General features: G+C 34.4%; 28 protein-coding genes and 1 pseudogene. 26 read left to right on the top strand and 3 right to left on the bottom strand.

Annotated elements, in window-relative coordinates; all coding sequences use genetic code 11:
• Window positions 1-79 precede the first annotated feature (79 nt).
• From ACR65M_RS14095 to ACR65M_RS13995, 21 genes and pseudogenes are all read left to right on the top strand, one after another.
• Window positions 80-658: a sulfurtransferase TusA family protein gene (locus ACR65M_RS14095; protein ID WP_341330236.1), complete on the top strand. Its 579-nt coding sequence runs from the start codon at window positions 80-82 to the stop codon at window positions 656-658.
• Between the two features lie 19 nt (window positions 659-677).
• Window positions 678-914, top strand: coding sequence for a glutaredoxin family protein (locus tag ACR65M_RS14090; RefSeq protein WP_341330237.1), 237 nt, complete (start codon window positions 678-680; stop codon window positions 912-914).
• A 58-nt stretch (window positions 915-972) separates the two neighbouring features.
• Window positions 973-2,100 carry an MBL fold metallo-hydrolase gene (locus ACR65M_RS14085; protein ID WP_440273626.1) on the top strand — a complete coding sequence of 376 codons (1,128 nt, stop codon included), beginning with the start codon at window positions 973-975 and terminating at the stop codon, window positions 2,098-2,100.
• A gap of 33 nt (window positions 2,101-2,133) precedes the next feature.
• Complete coding sequence (locus tag ACR65M_RS14080) at window positions 2,134-2,361, top strand: sulfurtransferase TusA family protein (RefSeq protein WP_019155552.1); 228 nt, start codon at window positions 2,134-2,136, stop codon at window positions 2,359-2,361.
• Window positions 2,362-2,419: 58 nt separating this feature from the next.
• Window positions 2,420-3,196 (top strand): sulfite exporter TauE/SafE family protein, encoded by a 777-nt coding sequence (locus ACR65M_RS14075; protein WP_019155551.1) that lies wholly within the window; start codon window positions 2,420-2,422, stop codon window positions 3,194-3,196.
• 42 nt (window positions 3,197-3,238) lie between these two features.
• The gene (locus ACR65M_RS14070) at window positions 3,239-3,580 is read left to right on the top strand and encodes a DsrE/DsrF/DrsH-like family protein (protein WP_440273625.1); all 342 of its coding nucleotides are present in this window, start codon (window positions 3,239-3,241) and stop codon (window positions 3,578-3,580) included.
• Window positions 3,581-3,593: 13 nt separating this feature from the next.
• Complete coding sequence (locus ACR65M_RS14065) at window positions 3,594-3,974, top strand: hypothetical protein (protein WP_019155549.1); 381 nt, start codon at window positions 3,594-3,596, stop codon at window positions 3,972-3,974.
• Between the two features lie 295 nt (window positions 3,975-4,269).
• Window positions 4,270-5,706: a bifunctional metallophosphatase/5'-nucleotidase gene (locus ACR65M_RS14060; RefSeq protein WP_440273624.1), complete on the top strand. Its 1,437-nt coding sequence runs from the start codon at window positions 4,270-4,272 to the stop codon at window positions 5,704-5,706.
• A 92-nt stretch (window positions 5,707-5,798) separates the two neighbouring features.
• Complete coding sequence (locus ACR65M_RS14055) at window positions 5,799-6,197, top strand: OsmC family protein (protein WP_440273623.1); 399 nt, start codon at window positions 5,799-5,801, stop codon at window positions 6,195-6,197.
• Between the two features lie 91 nt (window positions 6,198-6,288).
• Window positions 6,289-6,942, top strand: coding sequence for a hypothetical protein (locus ACR65M_RS14050; RefSeq protein WP_440273622.1), 654 nt, complete (start codon window positions 6,289-6,291; stop codon window positions 6,940-6,942).
• Window positions 6,943-7,061: 119 nt separating this feature from the next.
• A complete protein-coding gene (locus tag ACR65M_RS14045; protein WP_019155545.1) occupies window positions 7,062-7,625 on the top strand; it encodes a redoxin domain-containing protein in 564 nt (187 codons plus the stop codon).
• Window positions 7,626-7,639: 14 nt separating this feature from the next.
• A complete protein-coding gene (locus tag ACR65M_RS14040) occupies window positions 7,640-8,332 on the top strand; it encodes a response regulator transcription factor (RefSeq protein ID WP_440273621.1) in 693 nt (230 codons plus the stop codon).
• 159 nt (window positions 8,333-8,491) lie between these two features.
• Window positions 8,492-8,851, top strand: a complete 360-nt coding sequence (locus ACR65M_RS14035; RefSeq protein WP_440273620.1) for a rhodanese-like domain-containing protein — start codon at window positions 8,492-8,494, stop codon at window positions 8,849-8,851.
• Between the two features lie 37 nt (window positions 8,852-8,888).
• On the top strand, window positions 8,889-9,149 hold the full coding sequence (locus ACR65M_RS14030; RefSeq protein ID WP_440273619.1) for a metal-sensitive transcriptional regulator: 261 nt from the start codon (window positions 8,889-8,891) through the stop codon (window positions 9,147-9,149).
• 111 nt (window positions 9,150-9,260) lie between these two features.
• Window positions 9,261-9,527 (top strand): annotated as a pseudogene (locus ACR65M_RS14025) (transposase); the annotation flags it as partial.
• 356 nt (window positions 9,528-9,883) lie between these two features.
• Window positions 9,884-10,564, top strand: coding sequence for a response regulator transcription factor (locus ACR65M_RS14020; protein WP_019155541.1), 681 nt, complete (start codon window positions 9,884-9,886; stop codon window positions 10,562-10,564).
• On the top strand, window positions 10,548-11,963 hold the full coding sequence (locus ACR65M_RS14015; RefSeq protein ID WP_019155540.1) for a HAMP domain-containing sensor histidine kinase: 1,416 nt from the start codon (window positions 10,548-10,550) through the stop codon (window positions 11,961-11,963). The genes ACR65M_RS14020 and ACR65M_RS14015 overlap by 17 nt, the downstream gene beginning before the upstream one ends.
• A 203-nt stretch (window positions 11,964-12,166) precedes the next feature.
• Complete coding sequence (locus ACR65M_RS14010) at window positions 12,167-12,337, top strand: hypothetical protein (protein ID WP_440273618.1); 171 nt, start codon at window positions 12,167-12,169, stop codon at window positions 12,335-12,337.
• Window positions 12,338-12,348: 11 nt separating this feature from the next.
• Complete coding sequence (locus tag ACR65M_RS14005; protein WP_440273617.1) at window positions 12,349-13,212, top strand: peptidylprolyl isomerase; 864 nt, start codon at window positions 12,349-12,351, stop codon at window positions 13,210-13,212.
• 62 nt (window positions 13,213-13,274) lie between these two features.
• Window positions 13,275-14,741 carry an ABC transporter permease gene (locus ACR65M_RS14000; protein ID WP_440273616.1) on the top strand — a complete coding sequence of 489 codons (1,467 nt, stop codon included), beginning with the start codon at window positions 13,275-13,277 and terminating at the stop codon, window positions 14,739-14,741.
• 106 nt (window positions 14,742-14,847) lie between these two features.
• Complete coding sequence (locus tag ACR65M_RS13995) at window positions 14,848-15,528, top strand: ABC transporter ATP-binding protein (RefSeq protein WP_440273615.1); 681 nt, start codon at window positions 14,848-14,850, stop codon at window positions 15,526-15,528.
• Window positions 15,529-16,471: 943 nt separating this feature from the next.
• Here ACR65M_RS13995 and ACR65M_RS13990 read toward each other — a convergent pair.
• Entirely contained in the window at window positions 16,472-18,307 is a 1,836-nt protein-coding gene (locus ACR65M_RS13990; RefSeq protein ID WP_440273614.1) for a TniQ family protein, read from the bottom strand.
• Window positions 18,308-18,375: 68 nt separating this feature from the next.
• Here ACR65M_RS13990 and ACR65M_RS13985 point away from each other — a divergent pair, with 68 nt between their 5' ends.
• The 5 genes from ACR65M_RS13985 to ACR65M_RS13965 all read left to right on the top strand — a co-directional run bounded on the left by ACR65M_RS13985 (window position 18,376) and on the right by ACR65M_RS13965 (window position 23,620).
• Entirely contained in the window at window positions 18,376-19,017 is a 642-nt protein-coding gene (locus ACR65M_RS13985; RefSeq protein ID WP_440273613.1) for a TnsA endonuclease N-terminal domain-containing protein, read from the top strand.
• A 2-nt stretch (window positions 19,018-19,019) separates the two neighbouring features.
• Entirely contained in the window at window positions 19,020-21,083 is a 2,064-nt protein-coding gene (locus ACR65M_RS13980; protein WP_440273612.1) for a TnsB C-terminal domain-containing protein, read from the top strand.
• Window position 21,084: 1 nt separating this feature from the next.
• Window positions 21,085-22,077: a TniB family NTP-binding protein gene (locus ACR65M_RS13975; RefSeq protein WP_440273611.1), complete on the top strand. Its 993-nt coding sequence runs from the start codon at window positions 21,085-21,087 to the stop codon at window positions 22,075-22,077.
• Between the two features lie 173 nt (window positions 22,078-22,250).
• Complete coding sequence (locus tag ACR65M_RS13970; RefSeq protein WP_440273610.1) at window positions 22,251-22,664, top strand: TIR domain-containing protein; 414 nt, start codon at window positions 22,251-22,253, stop codon at window positions 22,662-22,664.
• 14 nt (window positions 22,665-22,678) lie between these two features.
• The gene (locus ACR65M_RS13965) at window positions 22,679-23,620 is read left to right on the top strand and encodes a caspase family protein (protein ID WP_440273609.1); all 942 of its coding nucleotides are present in this window, start codon (window positions 22,679-22,681) and stop codon (window positions 23,618-23,620) included.
• Window positions 23,621-23,655: 35 nt separating this feature from the next.
• Here ACR65M_RS13965 and ACR65M_RS13960 read toward each other — a convergent pair whose 3' ends face one another.
• Both ACR65M_RS13960 and ACR65M_RS13955 read right to left on the bottom strand, forming a co-directional pair.
• Window positions 23,656-23,784: a hypothetical protein gene (locus ACR65M_RS13960; protein WP_440273608.1), complete on the bottom strand. Its 129-nt coding sequence runs from the start codon at window positions 23,782-23,784 to the stop codon at window positions 23,656-23,658.
• A gap of 3 nt (window positions 23,785-23,787) precedes the next feature.
• Window positions 23,788-24,447, bottom strand: coding sequence for a DUF6338 family protein (locus ACR65M_RS13955; RefSeq protein ID WP_440273607.1), 660 nt, complete (start codon window positions 24,445-24,447; stop codon window positions 23,788-23,790).
• Window positions 24,448-25,202 lie beyond the last annotated feature (755 nt).

The raw sequence follows: 25,202 nt of genomic DNA, 5'->3' as shown, positions 1-25,202 counted from the left end.
CAACTTATGTACAACAGATATCCAAATATGATTTTGATTGATGATTTAACGTTAAAATTGTTTTTTCGGAGGTAATAAAATGGAGTCATTAAAAACGAATCTTGTATTAGATGCAAAAGGGTTGGCTTGCCCGATGCCGATTGTGAAAACTAAGAAAGCAATTAATAATATAGAGGGCGGTCAGGTCCTAGAGGTACAAGCAACCGATAAAGGTTCAAAAGCAGATCTTAAAGCATGGGCTGAGAGCACTGGGCATCAATACCTTGGCACAATAGAAGAAGGCGATATACTGAAACATTATATTCGTAAAGCTAGCGGTGAAGAAGTAGCAGAGAAAAAACATCCGAATGTTGTTTCAAACGAAGATCTTGAGGCTGCTCTTTCTTCTGGAAAGGATATTCTTGTTCTAGATGTTCGTGAAGCTGCTGAATATGCATTTAGTCATATTCCTGAGGCAATCTCTATTCCGTTAGGAGAATTAGAGGAAAGAATGAATGAACTGAATGTAGATCAAGAAATCTATGTAGTTTGTCGCACAGGTAACCGTAGTGACTTAGCTTCACAAAAGCTAACAAAAAAAGGTTTCAAAAATGTTGTTAATGTGATACCAGGAATGAGTAATTGGACTGGAAAAACAAAATCTATTACAAATGAATGAAAAAAGGAGTAATGAAGTCATGAATACTATTAAAGTTTACACTACAACTCGTTGTCCTTATTGTGTAATGCTAAAAAATTTTTTAACAGATCAAAATATTCCTTTTACAGAAATTAATGTTGAATCCAAACCTGAAATGATGCAGTATGTTGTAAACAAAACCGGTCAAATGGGTGTACCACAAACTGAAGTAAATGGAAAATGGGTACTAGGCTATGATCCAAATAGCATCATGGCAGCACTAAAAAATTCATAAATAAATCGTAATATAAAAAAATTTTAATTTAAAATATACCGTAGGGGGTAATAAGGAAATGGCTGTTCACGTAATGACTGCAAAAGATGTTACGAAAAAAGTATTCGCTAAAGAATCATTGTTTATCTTAGACGTTCGTAACGAAAGTGATTTTAACGATTGGAAAATTGAAGGTGAAAACTTCGACTATTTAAACATTCCGTACTTTGAATTACTAGACGGGGTTGAGGAAATCCTTGAAAATCTACCAAAAGATAAGGATATTTTAGTAGTTTGTGCCAAAGAAGGTTCATCTGTCATGGTAGCTGATATGCTTTCTGAAGCTGGGCTAGCTGTTTCCTACCTTAAAGGTGGTATGAAGGCTTGGAGTGAACATTTAGAGCCAGTTAAAGTGGGCGACTTTAAAGATGGTGGCGAAATCTATCAATTCGTTCGTATCGGAAAAGGCTGTCTATCTTACATGGTTGTATCAAATGGTGAAGCAGCTATTATTGATGCAACCCGTATGACTGATATCTTCCTTGATTTTGCTGAGAGCAAGGGTGCAAAAATCACACATGTATTTGATACTCACTTACATGCTGATCATATTTCTGGAGGAAGAAAAATCGCAGAAGCTACAAATGCAACTTACTGGTTACCACCAAAAGATGCTACAGAAGTAACGTTTGAATACGCTGCTCTAGAAGGTGGTCAAGATGTGACTATTGGTCATACAACCATTAATATTCATGCATTGTATTCTCCAGGTCACACAATTGGATCTACTTCTTTCGTTGTGGATGAAAAATTCTTACTTTCTGGTGATATTCTATTTATTGATTCAATCGGTAGACCGGACCTTGCTGGTTTAGCACAGGATTGGGTAGGAGATCTAAGAGAAACTCTTTATAACCGTTATAAAGAATTGTCTGATGACCTAGTGGTTTTACCTGCTCACTTCATGATTATTGACGAATTAAATGAAGATGGAAGTGTATCCGAAAAACTAGGAACACTATTTGCGAAGAACCATGGTCTAAATATTAAGGACGAAGCAGAATTTAGAAGAATCGTAACAAAAAACCTACCACCACAACCAAATGCATATCAAGAAATCCGTGAAACAAACATGGGGAAAATTTCTCCTGATGAAGAAAAACAACGTGAAATGGAAATCGGACCAAACCGTTGTGCGGTACGCTAATTACGAACTTAATTGATAGGAGGAGTTATTTTTATGAATATAGCAAAGGTATTAGATGCAAAAGGACTCGCATGTCCAATGCCGATCGTAAAAACAAAAAAAGCAATGAATGAAATCGAATCAGGCCAAGTCCTTGAAATTCATGCAACTGACAAAGGTGCTATAAATGACCTAACAGCTTGGGCTAAGTCTGGTGGTCATGAACTAATAAAGCACGAAGAAGATAATGAAGTATTAAAGTTCTGGATTAAAAAGGCGTAAACAACCAAAAAAAGGGAACCGTATATGGTTCCCTTTTCTCAAGAGGAGGTAAACATAAATGGATTTTACATTTATCATTACAATTTTTCTAATTGGTTTTATTGGTTCATATATCTCAGGAATGTTAGGAATCGGTGGATCTATCATTAAATATCCAATGCTATTATATATTCCACCATTATTTGGTTTAGCAGCTTTCAGTGCTCATGAGGTATCAGGAATCAGTGCTGTTCAAGTATTTTTTGCAACTATTGGTGGTGTCTGGGCATATCGTAAAGGTGGGTATTTAAATAAAACACTGATTCTCTATATGGGGATTAGTATTTTAGTAGGTAGTTTTGTTGGTGGATTTGGATCCAAATTTATGTCAGAGGGTGGAATTAACGTAGTCTATGGTGTGTTAGCGTTAATTGCTGCTGTTATGATGTTCATTCCGAAAAAAAATGTAGATGATGTTCCATTTGACCAAGTTACTTTTAATAAGTGGTTAGCTGCTGTACTTGCCTTTATTGTAGGTTTAGGTGCTGGGATTGTTGGAGCAGCCGGCGCATTTTTACTTGTACCGATCATGCTCGTTGTCTTAAAAATTCCTACCAGAATGACAATCGCATCTTCACTTGCGATTACATTTATTTCATCCATTGGTTCTACTGTAGGAAAAATAACAACAGGCCAAATTGAATATGTTCCAGCCATTATTATGATTGTAGCAAGCTTAATTGCTTCACCACTAGGTGCAAATGCAGGGAAGAAGATGAACACAAAGGTTTTACAGATTATCCTTGCAATTTTAATCGCTGCAACTGCAGTGAAGATTTGGATGGATATTCTATAAAATAAAGAGACCGATATGCTTAAAGAAGGAAGGGTAATCTTTATGAGAAATTTTGTTTTCTTTGTATCATTACGTTCAAATGTACCCTTTGTTTTAAAAGAAGTTTTACGCATGGTCGAGAATGGGCATAAAGTAAGTATATTCTTTGACCTTGATGGTGCAAGAGTTCTTGATAAGAATTATGTAAAGGTTAGAAAAAGGAATCATAATGTTGATCTAGATATTCTTTTACAAAATGCAGTTGATAAAGGAATAAAATTATTTGGTTGTCAAATGAATGTATTAATTGCAGATGGTCTTGAACTTATAGATGGAGCCGAATTAGCTGGTGTTGTAACTTTTCTAGAAAAAGCATATGAAGCAGATGCCGTTTTGAGCTGTTGAAGGGGGACTTCTAATGAAAAAACGAAAAGTAGTTGTGTTAGTCTTACATGATGAATTAGAATCGGCATATCCTCCATTGAATATTGCGGTTGGCGCAGCTTCTTCAGGAGCTAATGTTTCATTAGCTTTTTTAAGAAAAGGTGTTAATTTACTTGATAAAGGGTTTGTTCCAGTTGTTTCTGATGGAACTGAATATTTGTCAAAAGCGTTAAAGAATTTTAACGCACCAACTATTCGCGAACTCTTTGATATAGCAGTAGACTCGGGGGTTAAATTGTATGCTGTTGATTTAGATATTCAAAATCATACAAATTTTTTATACTCGATTGAACAGGTTCCGATAAAGTGGATCCTTAATGAAGCGGTGTCAGCTGACCTTTTTGTTCATTTTTAACGTGTAGTTGTACCAAAATTGAAATGGGGTGAAACAATGGAGAAGCCCAACAAGAATTGTGGTAATGGTACTTGAGGAATTAAGACAAACAAGGACTCAAAGGTTAAGGGCATTCCGCCAATATGACCTGGTGTTCTTGTCTGGCTCCTGGTAGGAGTCATTATATTGCTACAAAAAATATTTTAACGAGAAAGGAGGAGCACACCCTCCTTTTTTGTTTGTGGAAATTTTTCTACTATAGATTTTAAAGATGCTCATACTACTCATAAATCAATTACTATGAGGAGTTGGGATGATGGCAAAGAAACTTACAATTATTCAGCAGAATGATACACATGGAAATCTTGAGGAACATAATGAGCTCTTTTGGAATAGCAACTATCATCTCCGGAGGGTAGGTGGCTTTTCAAGGATTTTTCAATTTGTGAAAGAACTAAAACGGAACCAAAATGTCTTGTTCCTAGACGGCGGAGAATTATTTCACGGCACTGCCCCACTTGTTTTGTCGAGGGGCGAAGCGGTCCTTCCGCTTTTACAGGAGATGCAAATTGATGCATTTGTTCCAGGCAATTGGGATTACGCGTATGAACCAGATCAACTTGTAAAATTGGTGAAGCAGCTGCCATTTCCTGCATTCGCATGTAATGTACATATAAAGGAAACGAGGGTCACCTCATTATTTGAACCCTATATTGTAAAAGAAGTGAATGATGTCACTGTTGGTGTAATTGGAAGAACCTATCCATATGTAGATGTAACGATGCCTGAGGCTTTTTCTGCTGGCTTAGAATTTTCAATTGGGGTAGATGAGGTTAAGAGGTGTGTTGAAGCTTTACAAAAGGAGAATGTCGATCTCATAGTCCTTTTAAGCCATATGGGATTACCGCTTGATTACAAACTAGCATCATTGGTTAGTGGTATCCATGTGATTGTGAGTGGACACAGTCATGACCGTATAACAAAACCAATCATTCAAAATGAAACCCTTATCTTTCAATCGGGAGCTAGTGGTTCCTTTCTCGGATTACTGGAAGTAACATGTGAGAAGAACAGAGTTATAGACTACTCGCATAAATTTATTCCGTTAGATGTAAGTCAATTTGAAGATAATGACAAAATTAATTACCTAATTCAACAGGTAATGGAGCCTTATTCGTTTATGAAAGAAGAAATAGTCGGAAAATCTGATACATTGCTTCATAGAATGACGCTAAACGAAGCGCCGATGGACAAGCTCATAACAAACTCTTATCTTTACCCATTTGATGCAGATTTTTCATTTTCTCACGGGTGGAGATACGGTACTCCTGTCGCACCAGGAAACATATCTTTATATGATTTGCATACAATCATCCCTACCAACCCGGAGATTTTTTCGTTGGAGCTAACAGGTAATGAAATCTTTCAAGAACTAGAAAAAAATCTTGAACAAGTATATTCGACAGATCCGTTTCAACAAAAGGGAGGCTATGTCTTACGTTCCAGTGGCTTATTTATGACATATAAGCCTTATAATCCAAAGGGACATCGTATTCAGTATTTAGCGATTAATGGTGAACCCTTTAACCCAGAGAAGGTTTATCGCATTATTAGTGCGGGAGAACAGCTCTTTAAACAATATAGCAACAGAAAACAACCGAAACATGTACACGCAATTGAAGTGATAAAAGCATATTTATCCGAAAAAGGACCTTTTTCTACTGGAGGTCCACCATCCATAATTAGTGTTTAGAACTTTTTTCAAAAGCCTCTTAACAGAAACTTAATAATTCTATGCCATAATAGTGTAAATAAAGTTTTCACTATGCAGGAGGTAGAAACGAATTGTTTGAATACGAAGTAAGAGATGGCTCATGCCGTATACAAACCGAATATCAGGAGTTACATGTCTCAGCAGATCCTCACAAGGGAGTAAGGCCTGTTGAGTTACTTGTTTCTTCATTAGTAGGCTGTAGTTCTGGAATATTTACTAAAGTGCTGGAAAAGAAACGAATACAAGTGGATTCTATAAGGGTTAGAGCAACCGTCGATAGAAATCCCGAGGAAGCAAACCGAGTCACCAAAATAAATCTTCATTTTATAGTAACCGGAAAGAACATAAGTGAAAAACAAATTCAAAAATCGTTAGAAGTTACTCGGAAAAACTGTAGTATGATACAATCTGTTAAGGATTCAATTCAAGTCACCGAAACATTTGAGATACGTGGTTTAGCAAATAATTGAATAACCAACTTAGAGTATATTTATATATACCCGGTATGGTATAATGAACATGCGGTTAACCTGTAATCCATGAAATTAAGGGGAAAAACGAATGGCAGTTATTCAAATAGGTTCTTTATCAATTCTACTAAAATGGGTCATTCTTGGAATAGCAATTATAGCAGGGCTTGTTTTTATAAAAGTATGGTTAAAAGTTACTCATGAAAAGGATTCTCAAAAGAAGATTTTTGATATCCTGTCAAACGGTATTTTTATCGGATTTGTCTCCTGGAAAGCCAGCTTACTAATACTTGAGCCACAGCTGGTCCTAAAAAGTCCTCTTTCACTTTTATACTTTACTGGTGGATCAGACGGATTATTAATTGCGGTTATAATAACAATCTTATTTGTATTTTATAAGTTAAAGAAAATGAGCTTGTCGGAACATCAAATGATCCAGATTGTTCTCAATTATAGTTTAGTAGTAGTGGGTGGGTATCAAACGCTTGCAGCTATACTTCTTGGTACTGAAACACTCTATCATGTAGCACTTGGGGTTATCACTTTTATTCTATTACTGTTCATTCTTATACGTAAGCCATCTCTGAATGGACTAGTAAATGTGATGATCATTTGGTTATTTAGTATGGTTATTTTACAGCTTACTTTATTACCGCAAAGTGTTCGACTATTTTTATTTACCATGGAGCAATGGTTTTTTATTAGTTTAATTCTCATTTCTTGGTTTTATCTAAATAAAAAATAAAATCAAATCACAGATATAGCATCAGAAGGGAGTAATCTTGTTCGAAAATATAACTGAGGTTGAGAACCTTAGTGACTATTTACCTTCGTTTACATTTTTTTAATGAGAGGTGATCACATATGATACGAAATATAATCATTATTTTAGGATTAGTAGGTCTGGTAGGTTGGGCAATTTATGATACCCAATTTTCAAAAGCGGATGCGGAAAAAGCGAAGAAAACAGAAGAGGTATCAGAGGATATTGAGGTAGGGATTGAAGAAGGTAATAAAGCTCCGGATTTTGAATTAAAGACATTAAAAGGGGAACAACTTAAACTTTCAGATATGGTTGGAAAAAAAGTGATTTTAAACTTTTGGGCAACATGGTGTCCTCCTTGTAAAGCAGAAATGCCCCATATGCAGGATTTTTACGAGGAACAAGCTAAAAATGGAGTAGAAGTAATTGCGGTAAATCTAACAACTTTGGAGAAGGATACTTCGGAAATAGGAAAGTTCGTTGAGGAATATGGATTAACATTTCCAATTCCTTTGGATAAAGAAGGGGATCTCGGAGGGGATACGTACCAAGCATATACAATACCAACAAGCTATATTATAGATTCAAATGGAATTATTCGTAAGAAAATCGTTGGACCAATGGATAAGGAATTGATGACAGAGCTAATAAATAGTGTAGAATAAATGTGGTGAGAGTTTTGAATAGACGAGGAAAATCAATATTGATTGTAGATAGTGATGAACAAATCCGAGATACGATAAGGAAACAATTAGAGGATGCAGGATTTGATGTTCTTGAGGCTACTTCTTATAAAACAGCAAAAGACTATTTTTTGACCTTTGACCCATGCTTTTGTATCAGTGAGCTCCTTTTACCAGATAGAAGTGGATATGACCTTTGTAAGTGGATCAGAAAAGAACAAAAAAGTGAAATACCACTCATGGTTGTATCTGGTCTTACTGATGAAATGGCTACTGTTAAAGCTTTACGATTAGGAGCTGACGACTTTATGCGTAAGCCCTTCCGTCATGAGGAGCTGATTGCACGGGTTGAAACGGTCTTAAGAAGAACGGCCCATCGTTGTAGTAAAATATCGTATCGAGGTATTGTCCTAAAGCCATTAAAAGGAGAAGTAAGATATCAAGGACATGAGATTTCATTAACTCTGCATGAATTCCGCCTTCTTTACTTTCTGATGAGACACCCAAACCAAACATTGACGCGTCACCAAATCTTGGATGAATTATATCCAACCGATGATAAGATTGTTTCGGAACGAACGATTGACGTTCATATTTTAAAACTCCGCGAAAAGTTTAAGGTGCACATAACTGACGGAGAAATCATTGAATCGGTCAGAGGTATCGGTTATCGATTTATAGCATTTTAATTTTTTCGACTCGCCTAAACGGCGGGTTTTTTATATTTTGAAAAAATAGTTTCTACTTTAAACACAAGGTGAGTTGGGTGATTGACAATATACCCATATGGGTATATAATAATTCTACAGTGTTTCCTTAATTTATTGCCTTAAGGGGTTGTTAAGCTATTGATATTGTTTTTACTTTTGATACTATTTATACTATGGGAATTATATAAGAGGTATTTCCCTGTAGCTGGTATACACTGTGAAGATATATTAAAAATTAATTTTACGGATGTTGAGGTCATAGATGTAAGAGACTACAATATATCATACAAAGATGTAATCGAGAAATCTATTAATATTCCTGTTGCCTATTTGGAAAGGTATTGTTATGAGATACCAGATAAGAAGGTTCATGTTGTGGCTTTAAATAGACTTGAAAAAAACGTAGCTATCCGAATCTTAAGACGCAAAGGATTCCAAGTGACTGGATATACAGTGAGTGATTCTCAGAAATTTATCGAAGAATTAGCAGTAAAATAGGGAATCATCAAACCTACGATCAAAGGGGGGAATTTACATGGATTACGATGAGAAAATAAGGAACCGCATAAAACGTATCGAAGGACAATTACGCGGTATTTTACGAATGATGGAAGAAAATAAAGATTGTAAAGACGTTATTACTCAACTTTCCGCAGCTCGTACAGCTATTGATCGAACAATTGGAGTAGTGGTTAGCTCTAACTTGGTTGCATGTGTACGTAACGCGGATGAAAAAGGGGAAAGCACAGAGGAACTTGTAAAAGAAGCAGTTGAATTACTTGTAAAAAGTAGATAAAGACCTTAGAAGGTCTTTTCAGACTGTGGACAAACTCGATAATTCTTGAGTTTGCCTACAGTCCTTTTTATTTTACAATGTTATTAGAGAATATTAGGGTGGTTGGAAAATATGTCGAGAAACAATAGCTTAGAAAGAGAACAATTGGAAATGATTCAAGTCGTACCATAGGATCACCATGTGAGAAAGCTTGAAGCTGCAATTGATTTCTCCTTCATATACCCATTGGTTGAAAACCTTTATTCAACATTAGGTCGTTCAAGTATTGATGCAGGTTGTTCTGATTAAAAGGACATTTATTCAGTATGATTTGGCATACGTTCAATGAGACAAACAATCAAGGAAATTGAAACGAATGTAGCTTACCGTTGGTTTTTGGCCACCAACAAAACGCATTTTGCTGGTGGCACCCCAAATTAGAATATTAATATAGTCACTAATAGTAGCACAATGCCGCATAAACCAGCAAAATAGTCCATCAAAATTAATTACAATTTGATGGACTATTTCATTTATATTTTTATGTTTTATGATAGATATCTGAAACCGCTACGGTTTTGCCCGGTTTTTTTATGAGGCCGAACATCGTAAGCTATTTATTTGCAGGATTTTATTTCACTGACATCAAGCTGACTTATTTCAATGCTATTATAATAGACATTAGCCAGTTGTAAGAGTATCATATATTCAGTTTAAATTGCTGTATTAAGTTATTAATGCAGGGAGATGAGACCGTGAAAACGATTTTAATTGTTGAAGATGAAGTTCCTATTAGCCAGGTGCTGAAGGTTTATTTGCAAAAAGCAAATTTCAAGACGGTACAGGCTTTTGAAGGAAATGAAGCAATAGAAAAATTCTGCCTTCATAAACCAGCGCTTGTTTTATTAGATGTGATGCTACCTGGTAAAGATGGCTGGGCGGTTTTAAAAGAAATTCGCCAAACAAGTGCATGTCCCGTAATTATGCTAACGGCCTTGGGTGATGTTCATTATCGGCTGACCGGGTTGAATGGAGGTGCAGATGATTATATTCCAAAACCATTTATAGCTGATGAGGTGGTGGCGCGTGTCAATGCAGTTTTAAGACGCGCACAAATAGATGATGGTCCAGCAAGAAAATTTGGACAATTGCAAATCAATCTCAATTCTCATAGAGTAACAATTAATGGTAGAGAAATTGAATTAACGCCGCGTGACTTATCTTTGCTTTTGTTTTTGGCAGAAAATCCGAATCAGACTTTTACAAGGGACCAGTTAATAGAGCATGTGTGGGGTTGGGAGTATGAGGGCAGTGACCGGGCGGTTGATTTATCGATTAAAAGACTAAGGAAATCGCTTCGGGATTGGCCTCTCTCAGAGGGAGAAATTAAAACACTTCGAGGATTGGGGTATCAATTTTGTGTCTATCAAAAATAATAAAAGAATATCGCTGCTCCGCTATTGGACAAGCCGTTATTTAATCACCCTCTGTATTGGACTTGTCGTTATAGCGGTGATATCCGCTTCATGGATCAAGCATACAACGCTTGAGCACCGATTAAACATGACAAGGCTGATGGCAGAGGAAATTGCGGATCGATTTGTGAATTTAAGTGAAGGAAGACCGATTCCGAGAGGGGATGTGCCGGGATTTTTAACTGACCGCGGAAGATTTATGAATATAGAAAGTGACCCTTCTATTTATATCATTGATGCGTCTGGTACCATTCTCTCTAGCAACCGTCCGCGGAATCGGCTGTTACGGCAGTTTCCTCCAGCTGTTCTAGATGAGGAAGAGGATGTTCTAAAACTAAAATTAGAGGATGAGAAGACAGATTTCTATGTAGTTAAGACACCGATCGTGTCACAGGATGTCACTTTGGGATGGGTTGTTATTTTTGAATTAGAAGATAATTTAACTCAGGTAAAACAAGAATACCGGCAGTTAGCAGTTATGATCATTAGTCTTGCCTTGCTGGGCTGGGCGGCGATTTATTTTCTATCTCGCAGGCTATCGAATCCGATTAAAGATGTGGCAAGAGCTGCTAAACAGGTTCAAGCTGGAGATTATAATATTAATCTGCCTGATGATATTAAAGAGCAGGAAGTATTTGAGCTTGTTCAGTCTTTCAAGGATATGACAGAACGCCTCCAAAAACTGGAGTCACTCCGTACAGAAATGCTGGCGGGGGTGACGCATGAATTAAAAACACCGGTCACATCAATTAGTGGGCTACTACAGGCACTTAATGATGATGTCGTGACAGGGGAAGATGCAAAAGAATTTTTAGCTCTATCCATAAATGAAACGGCGAAAATGAAAAAGATGGTGGAGGATCTTTTAGCTTTCAATTCATTTGCTGCAAATGCAATACCAGTTTCAAAGGAAAGGCATGACATCAATGAGCTATTACTTGATATTATACATCAATGGAAACTTGTTCAGGGAGACACGAATATAGAGGTATCCGTAACTACGCTTGCTAAACAGCAGGTTATTAGCGTAGATCCGCTACGTCTTCAGCAAATTATTACGAACCTTCTTAATAATGCCAAAGCTGCCATCGAAAGTGCTGGTAAAATTGACTTAATTCTTACGGAAACCTCTAATCAAATAACCATCGATATTAAGGATACAGGGGGAGGAATTCCAAAAGAAGAGCAAGCCCTTATTTTTGAGAAGTTTTTCCGAGGACAAGGAAAAAAGTATAAAGTGAGAGGACTAGGACTTGGTTTGCCATTTAGCAAGATGATTGCACAATCACTTGATGGCAATCTGATGTTAATCGATAGCTCTCCAGCTGGAACAACTTTTAGAATTGTATTGCCAAAATGATAAAGTGATAAAACTACTGATTTCGGTCAGTAGTTTTTTTGTGCGAAAAAAATAGTCTATTACTGTAGATAAAAAAGGCTTAGGTAGATTTCTTTGACATCTTCCTGACACATTTAGCTTTTAAAGTATGATTTGTAAGGCATATAAAAGCCATATTTCAGGGCTAAACCGAGAGTAATATAAAACAAAAAAGGAGGACATTTATGGGACAAGATCTATTTAATGATAAAAACCGGACTATAACGAAATCTGGACAAAAGTCAAAGTTGAAAGGCTATTTAACAACAGTAACTGCAGGTGTCATTTGCTCGGCATTAACACTTACCGAATTGCAGGTACTCACATTAACTAGTAATCAAACAGCAAACGAATAAAGGAGAAAATAATGAAACGAATCTATTGGGTTACAGGATCTATTTTAGCAGTCATTCTAGTAGTAGTGCTATTTTTCGTGCCAGGGGACCAAGTTGCCAGTGTGAATGGAGAAAAGATCAGTGAGAAGGATCTCCATGAGCTACTCGTTTCGCAATATGGGTTGGATGCGTTAGACGTGTTAATAACAGATAAAATCATTGCATTAGAAATGGAAAAGGAAAATATCGAGGTAACGCAGAAAGAGCTTGAAGAAGAAATGAAGGCCTATGCTGACTCTTATGGCGGAGAAGAGGCATTCGAAGAAATCCTTGCTAGCAGTGGGGTAGATGTCTCCACAATTGAAAAAAATATCGAGATGTATTTAGCAACAAATAAGCTGCTCGAACCTAGAATTGAAATTACAGAGGAAGAGATGACTGCTTATTTTGAAGAAAATAAAGATAGTTATGCACAAGCTGAACAAGTTCAGGCAAGCCATATTTTAGTGGAGGATGAGACAACTGCCAAGGAGGTCCTTGAAAAGCTGGAGGCTGGTGAGGACTTTGGTGAGTTAGCCGCTGAATATTCGACAGATGAATCAAACAGTGAAATAGGAGGGGATCTTGGCTTTTTCAGCCGGGGAGAAATGGTCCAGGAGTTTGAAGATGCCGCATTCTCTTTAGGGGTTGGGGAAATCAGTGAGCCGGTTCAGACTGAATATGGTTACCATGTGATCAAAGTTGTAGATAAAATCGAAGCCAAAGAAGCAGTTTATGAGGATGTAAAAGAGGAGATTAAAACAACCTTATTTGATTCAAAGATGGAAACAGAATATATAGCCTGGCTGGATGAGAAATATGAAGAATATGAGATTGAGAAGTTTTTGGAATTCTAAAGGAAATGTTTTTTGGAAATAAAGGAAAATAAACTTTATCAATCTATTAAAAGGAGAAAAAAATGAATTTTTTAAAACGTGCTTTATTAAGTGTAAATGCGCGAAAAGGCAAAAGCTTACTGCAAATTTTTGTTTTTTCGGTTATATGTGTGTTGGTGCTTGCTGGCCTGTCTATCCAGACTGCTGCGGAAAAGTCAGGAGATTTGGCAAGACAAAAACTAGGGGCAGATGTCACTCTTCAAGTTGATACAGAAAAATTAAGAGAACACATGATGGCCCAGCAATCTGGAGGAGAGCGGCCACGGTTTCAGGTAACTCCTATTCCTGTTGAATCTGCCGAGGAACTAACATCATACGGACAAATCAAAGGTTATAATTTTTATTCAGCAACCACAGGGCTAGCTTCCAGTTTTGAACCCATTGAAAATGAAACAGCAGAAACAGGGACTTCAGAAGAAATTCCTAGTAACCAAGGGCTAGTAAGAGGTATGCCTGGAGGAATGGCTCAAGGGGATATAAGCCTGCAAGGTGTTGTATTTACCGATTCTGTATCAGAATTTATGGATGGTACTTCGACTATAGTGGAAGGCAGCCACATTAAAGAAGATGATATGGGTACGAATATAACTATGATTGAACAAACATTGGCTGAGGAAAATGATTTAATGGTCGGTGACACGATAACCGTTAAAAATCCAAGTGATAATTCAATCGCATTAGACCTTGAGATTGTTGGTATCTATAAAACTACTTCAATAGGTTCAGATCAGGCAATGAATTTCACAGCCTTAAATCCTTATAACAAGATATATGTACCTTATACGGTTGCAGCAGCATTCAAAGGTTCCGATTATGAAGGAACCATCGACAGTGCGATTTACTATATTGATGATCCTGCTGACATGCAGAGCTTTATTGATGAGGCAAAAGAAAACAGCAGCATTGATTTTGAGACATTTAATCTCGATGCAGATGATCAGCTGTATCAACAGATGGTAGGTCCAATTGAAAATGTAGCCAGTTTTTCGAATAATATCGTTTATTTAGTTTCCATTGCAGGAGCCATTATCTTAGGTTTGATTGTCATGATGTCGATCCGGGAAAGAAAATATGAAATGGGTGTCCTGCTTGCAATAGGGGAAAAAAGATGGAAGCTTGTCGGCCAATTTATTGTCGAAATTTTGATGGTCGCAGTACTATCCATTGTAATCGCCACAGCCAGTGGAAATGTCGTAGCAAATCAACTTGGAGAACAGTTGCTAAATCAGGAAATGGAATCGGCCGAACAAACGAATACACCTGAATCTTTTAGAAGAGGAAGAGGCATGGGATTTGGACCAGGAATGCAGGCTTCACAGGCCCAAACCCAGCAAGTAGAAATGCTTGATGAGCTTGACGTGCAAGTTACTGCAGACGATTTAGGTTTGTTAATGATAATCGGAGTACTTATTGCAATTGTTACGGCACTCTTGCCATCCTTATCCGTCCTTCGGCTGCAGCCTAAAACAATATTAACAAAAGAGGATTAATAAACCTAATGTCTGGCTTCCAATGGTTTACTGTAAAGTAAGTTCCGGTGTGATGAGGTAAGCCAGGCAGTAGATCTCCAAAAAATAAGGTAAGGAGTTATAAAAAATGACTACTCTGCTTGCATTTCAAAATATCAGTTATTGGTATAAACACGAAAATAAAAGACATGACATCCTTAAAAATATTAATGTTAGCTTCCATAAAGGGAATTTTTATACCATTATCGGCCCTTCCGGTTCTGGTAAGACTACTTTTCTCGCGCTTGCCAGTGCACTAGATATTCCAAAAGATGGAACAGTTCTGTATGAAGGAAAAGATATAAAGAAAATCGGCCTAACAAGGTTTCGAAATAAATTTGTTTCAATCGTATTTCAATCTTATAATCTCCTCCCATACATGACAGCCTTGCAAAATGTGTTAACGGCGATGGAGATTACTGGTTCGAGACAAAAAAACAAGAAGAATTTTGCCTTAGACATGCTTCAGCGGGTTGGAATCTCTGAAGAGCAAGCGCGTCAAAAGGTTTTGACATTAAGTGGGGGGCAGCAGCAGCGTATATCCATTGCACGAGCTTTATGCTGTGAAGCTGATTTAATCGTAGCTGACGAACCAACGGGAAACCTGGATGAGGATACAGCTCAAGAAATCGTGGATTTGCTGCAAACCTTAGCACATAACGAAGGGAAGTGTGTCATAGTCGTCACTCATGACCCGAACATTGCAAAGAAATCTGATATTACTATTAAGCTATCAAAAGGAAACTTAACGATTAAGTCTAACGATTAATTGGTTTATAATTAAAGTCACACAAATAAACTAATTGATTAGGTATTTAAAACAAAAAAATACTTATAGTTGAAAATCCGCATTATCCAGACTGTGCCCCTTTAATGTTAATCTTCCACAATCGTGCGCTTTTCTTTAATATGAAGTCGACTTTTGCATGGACAACACATTTAAGGGATTGAGTTTTTTGAGGTGAAAAGGATTGTGAAGTAATCTACTTAAAGTAAAGGGTGCTTTAGTTGAATAAGGAAATTAGGAACTTGAGTATAAATATTTAGTTTTCTTTCCAAGTCCTTATTATTGTATTTAAAAACCATTTAAAAATCGAACTTAAAACAAGAAAGACAAAGGGGTCCGGAATCCCTTTGTCTAACTTCACATCATTTATTTAGTTAAAGCTATTAGTGCGATTATTGCAGTAAATAGAATGACAACGAAAGTCATGCCTTGAAGAACTAGAGAAAGAACTTCACTTTTCATTTGCAAAACCCCCCTATAAATTAGTACGGGAGTATAAGCGCTTATACAAACTTTTTTATAGTCAGCTCTATATTTTTTTGATTATTTAGTTTCCAAAACTATTCAACTTAAAATTATATTCCATACGATTCATTAATTTTTGCTCTAAACTCTTTTTCTTTTTTCAATGTCTATTCTCTTTTAGCTATCTCTTTTCAATTTCTTTATCTTTAAATTAACTTCTTTTCATTTTTCTTGTCTTTAAACTATTTTTCTTATTTTTATGTTTTGTCTTTAAACTATTCAACTTAATTACTTTAAATTGGAGCTGAATATAGTATAAATGCATTTAAATACATAATATAGCAAGGCTGAGAAAAAGTAAACGAATATTTGTAATTTGTTGATAAAATCTGAATACTTTCGACTTTAGCTATAATAAAGGAAAGAATGAGAATGCTATTGTAAAAAAATGGATATACATTTAGAAAGAGTGTAGTCTATTAAAAATTTTGTAATTTATATCTTTTCTATAAAACAATAACCTTTTACCATCATTTAATTCCGGCCCCGATATTGAATTCAAATTCCCCATACTATGCTGTTTGAGAATTTTTTTTGTATGAAGATTCAATTCAATTGATAATTCGAAAGTTGTTATATAATGATTTAAAAATGTTAGAAAGTTGTTAACTGGTAGGTAAACATAATCAGTAGTATTGCTGAATTCACCTAATCGTCCAGTTTCTAGCCAATATATTACATCTGATTTCTTTATTCCTAAGATGAAAATTATATCCCGAATGTTTATTGATCCGCTATTAAAGCTTTGATTAATAATAATTTCTTTTAAGTAAAAATAACAATCTCGCTTATCTATTAACGTATTGGTTAGTTTTGGTCCGTTCAATTTAAATTTAATTTTGCCCGATAGCATTCCTCTTAAGATTAATGCTGCATGGTGTGGACCAGCCCATTGAAATGAGTTGCCTAAAGATATTGGCAATTTTACATGTTGGCTATCACTTTCTTCCAGCTTTGACTCAATGCTATTTATTGACTTAATTGGTATTATCCAAGTACTCGCAGAACCAATTTTATAACAATGAGTTCCCTCGATTAGGTTACTATTCAAGATATTAAATGCTGCCTTAGAACTTAATCCCCAATGGGTCATTATTTCCTCTTTCGTATAACTATTCTCAAATTCATCTAGGAGTTTATCGACCTCACTTTTTTCGATTATGTTGAACTTTAAGCCCTTATAAAAATATGGTTCTGAATTAATAACTTCTGAATAAATAATTCCACCGTTAAATTTAGTATTTATATATTTTATCTCGTCCGACCTGATAAATTGATCACCTTTTAATTTAATCCTGTTCTTAGAAATGAAATTTGTAACTTCCTTTGAAATTGGCCACAAATCAGTTCCTATCAATTTTGTTATTCCATATTTTAAGAAGCTAAAGAAGGCCTGTTCATTATTTTCTTCTGCCATTTCAAGAAATTGATAGAAAGCTGTTGGCCAGTTCTTAATGATGTTGAATACGAAGTTATATATACAAATTGACTGTTCAAGTGTTCTGTAGTTTTTCAAATGATTTCTTTCCAATATACTCCCTTTATAGAAGATATTACTATCATGAATAGAGAGGTTATCAGGTTTAACAAGCTTTGCAGCCCAAATAGATAAAAAATCTAATGCGTTTAGAAAAGTAGCTGAATTATTAATCCATGAATGCTCATATTCAAAACTATTTTTTAAGTAGATATTATTTAATAATTTTTGGTATTGAATAAGACTATTATTTTTTACGAAGTTATTTTGTGAAAATGAAAGAAATTTGTTACATTTTGGGCAAATATTTTGTATAATGTCTCTAGTATTTATAATATTATGACAATTTGTGCATTTGTCTATTAAAAATCTCTTATGTTCCAAACATATAATTGAATGGCTGCTGATCCAAATTTTCCTTTGAAAACTATCCTCATCAAGACAAATAGGACAAAATCTAGTTTTATCATACAAAAACCATGGATTTTTCTTAACATTCCATACTCCTAGTCCAATCCTTTCAAGATCAAAAGAAATTGATAATGCTTTTGCTTGTTCAATAGGTAACCTTAAAAAGTTAGCTAAGGCCTCCAGTTCTTCACCATTAAGCCAATTAACCATATTTTTGATAAGTTTAATCGAATAGCGGTTCTCAAGAATGTGAAAAATCCAGCTGGGATCCATTAAATTTTGTTGAGCAACCCGATAAACAAAGCTAAGTAATGTTTCATGTGCATAAGGCTTAGGATATATAAGCATGATATTACCACCTATTATTTTTTCCTAGTTTTGCCTTGTATAAATAAACTATGTAAGGAGAATTGGAAATGAATGGTTCAAGAAAAATTAAAGCGAGCAATAAATTAAGCATAAGAGGAAAACACCGTAGCACAAAAATGCGTAGAATGATTCCTTGGGAAAGCACTTTAGAAAGAGATTTCATTAAGCTATTAGACTTTGACCCGACCGTTATATATTTTGAGTTTCAACCAGTTAGAATAGATTTTGCATACAAAGGAAAAAAGCGAAAATATTATCCTGATTTCCTAGTTCGGAAAAATGATTATAAAGACTATATTTTTGAAGTTAAAGCATTTGAAAAAAGTAAAAATGAACAAAATGTACTTAAGTTTCAAGTGGGGCAGAAATATTGTTCGGAAAATAACATGAAGTACGTTGTTGTGACGGAAGAAGATATTAGACAAGGTTATTTAATTGAAAATCTAGATATACTTTCTGAGGTACGTGAGGATTCAATTAGTAAAAGAGTAATGAATGAAATACGTAGAAAATTAATTGAATTGGGCGAAAAAGCATCCATTCATCAATTAAAACTAGCATGTAATGATATTGATGAAGCAGTTTTTGAGTGTAATCTTTATTATTTAATTTATACTAAAGAAATTTATACTGACCTAGTTAATAATGAAATAAATGAAAATATCATTGTTGAAAGGATGCAAGGATAGATATGGCTGGTTATTATTTTGAAGTTGGTACTAAGTTTATGATAAATGATAAAGAATATATGGTTCGTCGTGATTTGGAATTAGATTATGAAGTAGAAAATTTGAATTATAAGAAGATAGAGATTATTCGAAAACAGGAATTGCTTAATTTATGGTGGAATGGTTCATTGCTCTTTAGGGTAAATAATGAGAAGGAAAATGAAAATCTCTTAATAATACATAATTTAGACGACCTAGATGAGTCATCAAAAAGTGAAGCATTAGAACGTTTTAGAATTTTAGAACCGGTAATAAAGGGAGAAGTATTACCAAGTGAAATAAATGAGTATTTAAAATCATTAGAACGTAAGGTTGGTAAATCTACTTTTTATGACTGGAAAAAAGACTGGGAAAGAAATGAAGATATACGTTCGCTAGTTCCAAAAAAACCAGGACCTAAAGGCTCTAGAACAAAGAAACGGGTTTTAAAATTATTAAATGAAGCAATTGAGAATTGTGTATATAGTGATGGAAAGGTTACATTAGAAGATATACATTCTGAATTAACCTGTTTAATAGATGAGGAGAATAAAGAGGCAGTAGAGGCAAATGAAAAACTAGAATATATATCTCCAGCGACAGTGAGAAGAAGAAAAGAGGAACTAATTGATATATATAGATTAGACAAAGAAAAGTATGGAACAGTTTTAGCAAAATTAAAAAGAGATGGGGCCAAGGAAGAAGTATTAGCTACACGTCCATTACAACGAGTAGAAATAGATTGGACAACTGTGGACGTAATGTTAATAGATCCAACAGATTTAAAACCTAAAAGACCAAATCTAATATATGCTATTGATAAGTATTCTGGTGAACCATTAGGATTTTTTATTACATTTAATCCAGTTGATAGCAATGCCTTAAAGCAATGTTTAATTCATGTCATAATGCCTAAAACCTATATTGAAGACCTATATTCACTTGTTCAAAACAAGTGGGTTGCACATGGAATTCCTCATACAATTGTTGTTGATAATTCGACTGTTAATGATTCATATGAATTTGAAGAAGCGTGTTATCAGGTAGGGGTGAAGGAGGTTCAATTTTGCACCATTGATTCTGGGTACCAGAAAGGTACTATTGAAAGGGCATTCAGAGAATTAAATACAAAGTTTATTCATGATTTAAAGGGAACGACATTATCTAATATTATGGAAAAAGGTAGATATGACTCTATGGGAAAAGCTTGTATCACAATACAAGGCTTTATCTACATGGCACATATTGCAATAGTTGATATGGTTTCACATAAGTATCATACAAGAAGAGGTAATTCTCCTCATAATATTTGGAAAGAAGGCATAGCATCAAATTCAAGATTAGAATTGCAGCTCCCTAGAAGTATAGATTCGCTAAAGATTATGCTTATGGGTGGTTCGGAACTAAGGAAAATTCAGCAAACTGGAGTTGTCATTGAAAACGAGTATTATCAAAGTAAGGAACTAATGCAATTAAAGAATGAATTAGAGAAATACAACAGAAAAGATGAAAAAGTAAGGGTAAGATTTGATTTAAGTGATATGAGGAAAGTTTATGTTTATAACACGTTTAACAATCGATATATAATTGCAGATGAAACCGGATTCAAGAGAAAGAAGATAGATATGACATTGCCAGTTCCTTATGTAACGCTTGAATTAGATTCAAAAAGAAAGTCAGAAATTAAAAAAACTTTCAACCCACGTAGTCGAGCTATTTCTAAAAGAAGTATAAAACTTATTCAGGATCAAGATGAAAAAATAGTAGCAAAATGGAAGAAAGGTCATGAACCAAATGAAACAGTAAGTTCTTCATTCATTACCGAAACTGTTTTAAAAACAGAAACAAATGTGAATATACCTTTGGGTAATGATGATATAACGATTTTAGAAAATGAACAGCCAACGAAAAATACAAAGAATAAAAAAGATGATTCTAAAAATGAAAGTCAGGATAAGGATATTTCTTATATGGATTATGAAATTACTGATATTGAAGATCTACCAAGTTGGGAAACAAAAACAAAAACTAGCCCAAAGGTGGGGTAATGTGAGCGAAAATAAGAAATTTGCAAAATTAAATGGGTTTCCTGCAAGTCCTGTTGAAGTGAAAAGTAGGAGAGAACATACAAAATCTATAATAGTCTCACATCCCAGATATCAAAAAATTATGAACAGGATAGAAGAATTACATTTTTATTCTAGTGGTTCCTTACAAGCAGAAACGTTATTCTTATACGGTGAAACGGGTGTAGGAAAATCCACTGTATTAGAAGAGTATACTGAACGATTTCAACGAGAGATTATAGATGGGATTACAATTGTACCAATACTTTATAATAAGGTCCCTGTTGGAGCAACCCCAAAATCGGTTGCATCTAGTCTATTAAGTTCTCTTGGGGACCCTGCATATGACAAGGGTACGGAAATTTCTCAAACCGATAGACTTCTACATTTTATTAAAGTATGTAAAGTTGAATTAATTATTATCGATGAGTTTCAACATTTAATTGATCGTGATACAAGAACTGTATTGAGGAAAGCATCTGAATGGATAAAGAAGTTTAGTGATGACGCTAATGTTCCAATTATTTTATGTGGGATGCCAGAATCGAAAAGAATCTTTGAACATAATGAACAGTTAGACAGAAGGTTTCTTGATAAAGAAGAAATATACGGATTCCAATATATAACAAAAGAAGAACAAATCGAATTTAGAACATTCTTAAAGGCTGTAGACGAAGATCTTCCTTTTTACAATAGAACATACCTTGCAGATAAGAAATTGTCCGATAAGATGTTTTATGCTACTAATGGAAATCCGTATTATGTTAATAAAATCCTAGTTGAAGCTACAGCTTTCGCTGCCAAAAGTGGAAGTGATTCAATTGACGAAAATCACTTATATGAGGCATTTAGGAGAATAAAAAATTCAAAAAGACCCTTTGTCACAAATCCTTTTACAAACGATAAATTTAATTTATTTGATGCATTTGAATTAGAACAAAATAAAAACAAAAAATTAGCTAAAAACATAGGATAACACTATTGCAATTGCAATAGTGATTTTTTATAAAATTTCACATCCCTTATTTGATTGGGTGAGGAAGTGCTTTAATTAATTTTAGGCAAGGTAAAATATTGTTTTTATCTTTTATTTGGATATTTATGTTAAAGTATCTATAGAAAGAATTATTTAAAAAGGGGGAATATTGAGTGAAAAAAATATATAACCTATTTATCAGTCACTCATGGACTTATTCTGATGCTTACGAAAAATTTATCAATCTATTAAATTCTGATTCAACTTTCTCATATAGGAATTACTCTGTCCCGAAAAATGACCCAATTCATAATGCTAGGACTGATAGGGAACTTTATGAAGCCATTAAAAGACAGATTAGTCCAAGTAGTGTTGTAATCATGTTAGCGGGGGTTTATTCCACATATAGTAAATGGATAAATAAAGAAATTACCATAGCAAAAAGTGAATTTTTTATCCCTAAACCAATTATTTCAGTGGAGCCTTGGGCTTCAGAAAGAACATCTAAGATTGTAAAAGATAGTGCTGATAAAATTGTAAAATGGAATTCGAAATCCATAATTGATGCAATTAAAGATTTATCATAGGGTTGGTGATAATAATGAGAAAAGCACTTATCGTTGGATTAAATGATTACCCTGATGCTCCGTTAGAAGGTTGTGTAAATGATGCGTACAGTGTTTCCAATGTTCTTCAAAGAAATAGTGATGGGTCACCCAATTTTGATGTAATGCTTATAACAGATAGATGTACCAAGGGTGAACTAAAAAGAAATATTAAAGCACTATTTGAAGGAGATAACGAGATTGCATTGATGTATTTTTCAGGGCATGGAACGGTTACTTCAACAGGAGGTTATATTGTAACCACTGACTATTCCGAAGAAGATGAAGGAGTATCCATGGATGAAATTTTAGTAATAGCTAATAGATCAAAAGCAAAAAATAAAATAATAATCTTAGACTGCTGTAATTCTGGTGTATTTGGAACACCTTCAATTCAAAACCAAAGCAATTTAACCTCAATTTGTGACGGATTGACAGTACTTACTGCTAGTAAAGAAGATGAGTCTGCTATGGAATTTAATGGTTCAGGAATTTTTTCATCACTATTAGTTGAAGCATTGCATGGGGGGGCTGCTGATTTAAGGGGAGACATAACACCAGGTAGTGTTTATTCGTATATTGATAGGGCGCTCGGGGCTTGGGACCAAAGACCAGTATTCAAAACAAATGTTTCAACTTTTACATCATTACGAAAAGTCGTCCCCCCAATTCCATTGGATATTTTGAGAAAAATAAAAGAATATTTCCCTAGTCCTGAGGAGTATTTTAAATTAGATCCATCGTTTGAACCTACTTCTGAAAATCCAAATTCGGATAATGTAGAGATTTTTGGAAACCTACAAAAGATGGTAAAGGTGGGTCTTGTTGTACCAGTTGATGAAGAGCATATGTATTATGCAGCAATGAATTATAAGGCATGTAGATTAACGGCTACTGGCTACCATTACTGGAAACTTACCAATGCCAATAGAATATAAAGAACGAAGAAGCACATCTTCTTCGCTCTTTATTGTTACCTCTTAATGCTATTTGGTGTCGGTGGTTTTTGTGCAGGTGGTGCAGGTGGTCTAGGTGTCGAAGGTTTAGGGTTCAACCCTCCCTTTTTAGTGGTTCCTTCATTTAATCTTTTGTTTTCACTCATCAATTATTTCTCCTCTTCATGGTTTAGTAATTTAGGAAATTCCAGAATTAAATTATTTGAATCCTTTGTAATATAAACACCTTCCATAAAATATAGCTCTTCTGAAGTAGAATTTCTATATACAAAAACTTCTCTAAGGAAAAGTTCATTTTTGTCATAAGTATCTGAAAAGGCTTCAACCCATCCTTGGTACAATAAGTCATTGTCTATATCTCTTACTATAATCCACTCTATATCTGGTGAGTCAAAAACATATGACCATACGTCTAACTGCCCAAATTTTTTTGTGATTTTGAGTTTTTTTGCCAATCTATGAAGTATTTTATAATTTATTGCAGTTGAAATTATGAATGCAAGAACTATAGCAATAAAAATAGCTACAATTACTTCTTTTATATTAATGGTTGACGTTTTATCAATTAAAGAATTAAAAAAGCTTACTTTCCAAGTTGGTTCATAACCATTTAGTTTAACAATCAGGTTGTTTATCCCAATTAATATATATAATACAAAATATGACGCAAGCCCTACTATAAAAGAATTTAATATAAATACTTTGAATTCGCGTCCTCGATGGACTGTTAAACTATCAATTATTAATGCAGCAAGAATACCAGGAAAAAAAATTAATAATAACCTTATTGTCAGTTCCGAAAATTGCATAATATCTCCTAATTGATTGATTTTTAAGTTATTTTTATAATAATTATACTATATATTGTAATTATTTAAAAATTTTCCATTTCAAATTTATTATACAGTAGTATATGTTTTTAGGAGAAAAATTTTTCCGATTAATTATGAATAATCCTTTATTTGGATGAAGAAATTAGATATCTATTCCGGATAATTATGAAAAATACCAATTTTAATAACCTTGATTTAACAACACTGCATTCCGAAAGATTATGAAAAATAATATTTAATGTAATTTTTCATAATTAAACGGAATCTGTTCATAATTAGCCGGAATGAATTTCATAATTAATCGGAATCGAATAATTGTAACTAAGAAATAGAGAAGTTTTGCTTCTCTATTTTCTTAGTTAATAATGTCTGAAAATTAAAAAACAAGAAGGTTTTATGACAAATTTTTTGATAGTGCCTCACCCTGAGACGGCCGGAGTTAACCTCAAACGCTTACCTATTGCTAACATTTATTGAAGAGTACAGCTTGATCTTTATTCAGCAATCGGGCCATATTGTGGATTAACTCTTATATTACGTAGTAGACTAAATTGCGCAACAAAAATTTTCCATAATTAAGTAAAATTAAAACAACAAATCACTATCTTCTGATATGATTTTAGTATGGGTATTTCTGATATTGTGAAGTTTTCAACTTAAATGTAGTGTAGTGCTTTAATAAATTAATGCTAATTCCTAAAAACACAAAATCGCCTATTTTTTTGTTTAAT

It is taken from the genome of Ferdinandcohnia sp. SAFN-114 (genome assembly GCF_059415045.1).
The sequence above is the reverse complement of the archived record's forward strand: the minus strand, read 5'-3'. Positions and strand labels throughout refer to the sequence as shown.

Excerpts from the sequence above, each read along its gene's own strand:
- ACR65M_RS14095 (WP_341330236.1), top strand. The coding sequence starts at position 80 with ATGGAGTCATTAAAAACGAATCTTGTATTAGATGCAAAAGGGTTGGCT.
- ACR65M_RS14090 (WP_341330237.1), top strand. The coding sequence starts at position 678 with ATGAATACTATTAAAGTTTACACTACAACTCGTTGTCCTTATTGTGTA.
- ACR65M_RS14085 (WP_440273626.1), top strand. The coding sequence starts at position 973 with ATGGCTGTTCACGTAATGACTGCAAAAGATGTTACGAAAAAAGTATTC.
- ACR65M_RS14080 (WP_019155552.1), top strand. The coding sequence starts at position 2,134 with ATGAATATAGCAAAGGTATTAGATGCAAAAGGACTCGCATGTCCAATG.
- ACR65M_RS14075 (WP_019155551.1), top strand. The coding sequence starts at position 2,420 with ATGGATTTTACATTTATCATTACAATTTTTCTAATTGGTTTTATTGGT.
- ACR65M_RS14070 (WP_440273625.1), top strand. The coding sequence starts at position 3,239 with ATGAGAAATTTTGTTTTCTTTGTATCATTACGTTCAAATGTACCCTTT.
- ACR65M_RS14065 (WP_019155549.1), top strand. The coding sequence starts at position 3,594 with ATGAAAAAACGAAAAGTAGTTGTGTTAGTCTTACATGATGAATTAGAA.
- ACR65M_RS14060 (WP_440273624.1), top strand. The coding sequence starts at position 4,270 with ATGGCAAAGAAACTTACAATTATTCAGCAGAATGATACACATGGAAAT.
- ACR65M_RS14050 (WP_440273622.1), top strand. The coding sequence starts at position 6,289 with ATGGCAGTTATTCAAATAGGTTCTTTATCAATTCTACTAAAATGGGTC.
- ACR65M_RS14045 (WP_019155545.1), top strand. The coding sequence starts at position 7,062 with ATGATACGAAATATAATCATTATTTTAGGATTAGTAGGTCTGGTAGGT.
- ACR65M_RS14030 (WP_440273619.1), top strand. The coding sequence starts at position 8,889 with ATGGATTACGATGAGAAAATAAGGAACCGCATAAAACGTATCGAAGGA.
- ACR65M_RS14010 (WP_440273618.1), top strand. The coding sequence starts at position 12,167 with ATGGGACAAGATCTATTTAATGATAAAAACCGGACTATAACGAAATCT.
- ACR65M_RS14005 (WP_440273617.1), top strand. The coding sequence starts at position 12,349 with ATGAAACGAATCTATTGGGTTACAGGATCTATTTTAGCAGTCATTCTA.
- ACR65M_RS14000 (WP_440273616.1), top strand. The coding sequence starts at position 13,275 with ATGAATTTTTTAAAACGTGCTTTATTAAGTGTAAATGCGCGAAAAGGC.
- ACR65M_RS13995 (WP_440273615.1), top strand. The coding sequence starts at position 14,848 with ATGACTACTCTGCTTGCATTTCAAAATATCAGTTATTGGTATAAACAC.
- ACR65M_RS13990 (WP_440273614.1), bottom strand. The coding sequence starts at position 18,307 with ATGCTTATATATCCTAAGCCTTATGCACATGAAACATTACTTAGCTTT.
- ACR65M_RS13985 (WP_440273613.1), top strand. The coding sequence starts at position 18,376 with ATGAATGGTTCAAGAAAAATTAAAGCGAGCAATAAATTAAGCATAAGA.
- ACR65M_RS13980 (WP_440273612.1), top strand. The coding sequence starts at position 19,020 with ATGGCTGGTTATTATTTTGAAGTTGGTACTAAGTTTATGATAAATGAT.
- ACR65M_RS13965 (WP_440273609.1), top strand. The coding sequence starts at position 22,679 with ATGAGAAAAGCACTTATCGTTGGATTAAATGATTACCCTGATGCTCCG.
- ACR65M_RS13960 (WP_440273608.1), bottom strand. The coding sequence starts at position 23,784 with ATGAGTGAAAACAAAAGATTAAATGAAGGAACCACTAAAAAGGGAGGG.
- ACR65M_RS13955 (WP_440273607.1), bottom strand. The coding sequence starts at position 24,447 with ATGCAATTTTCGGAACTGACAATAAGGTTATTATTAATTTTTTTTCCT.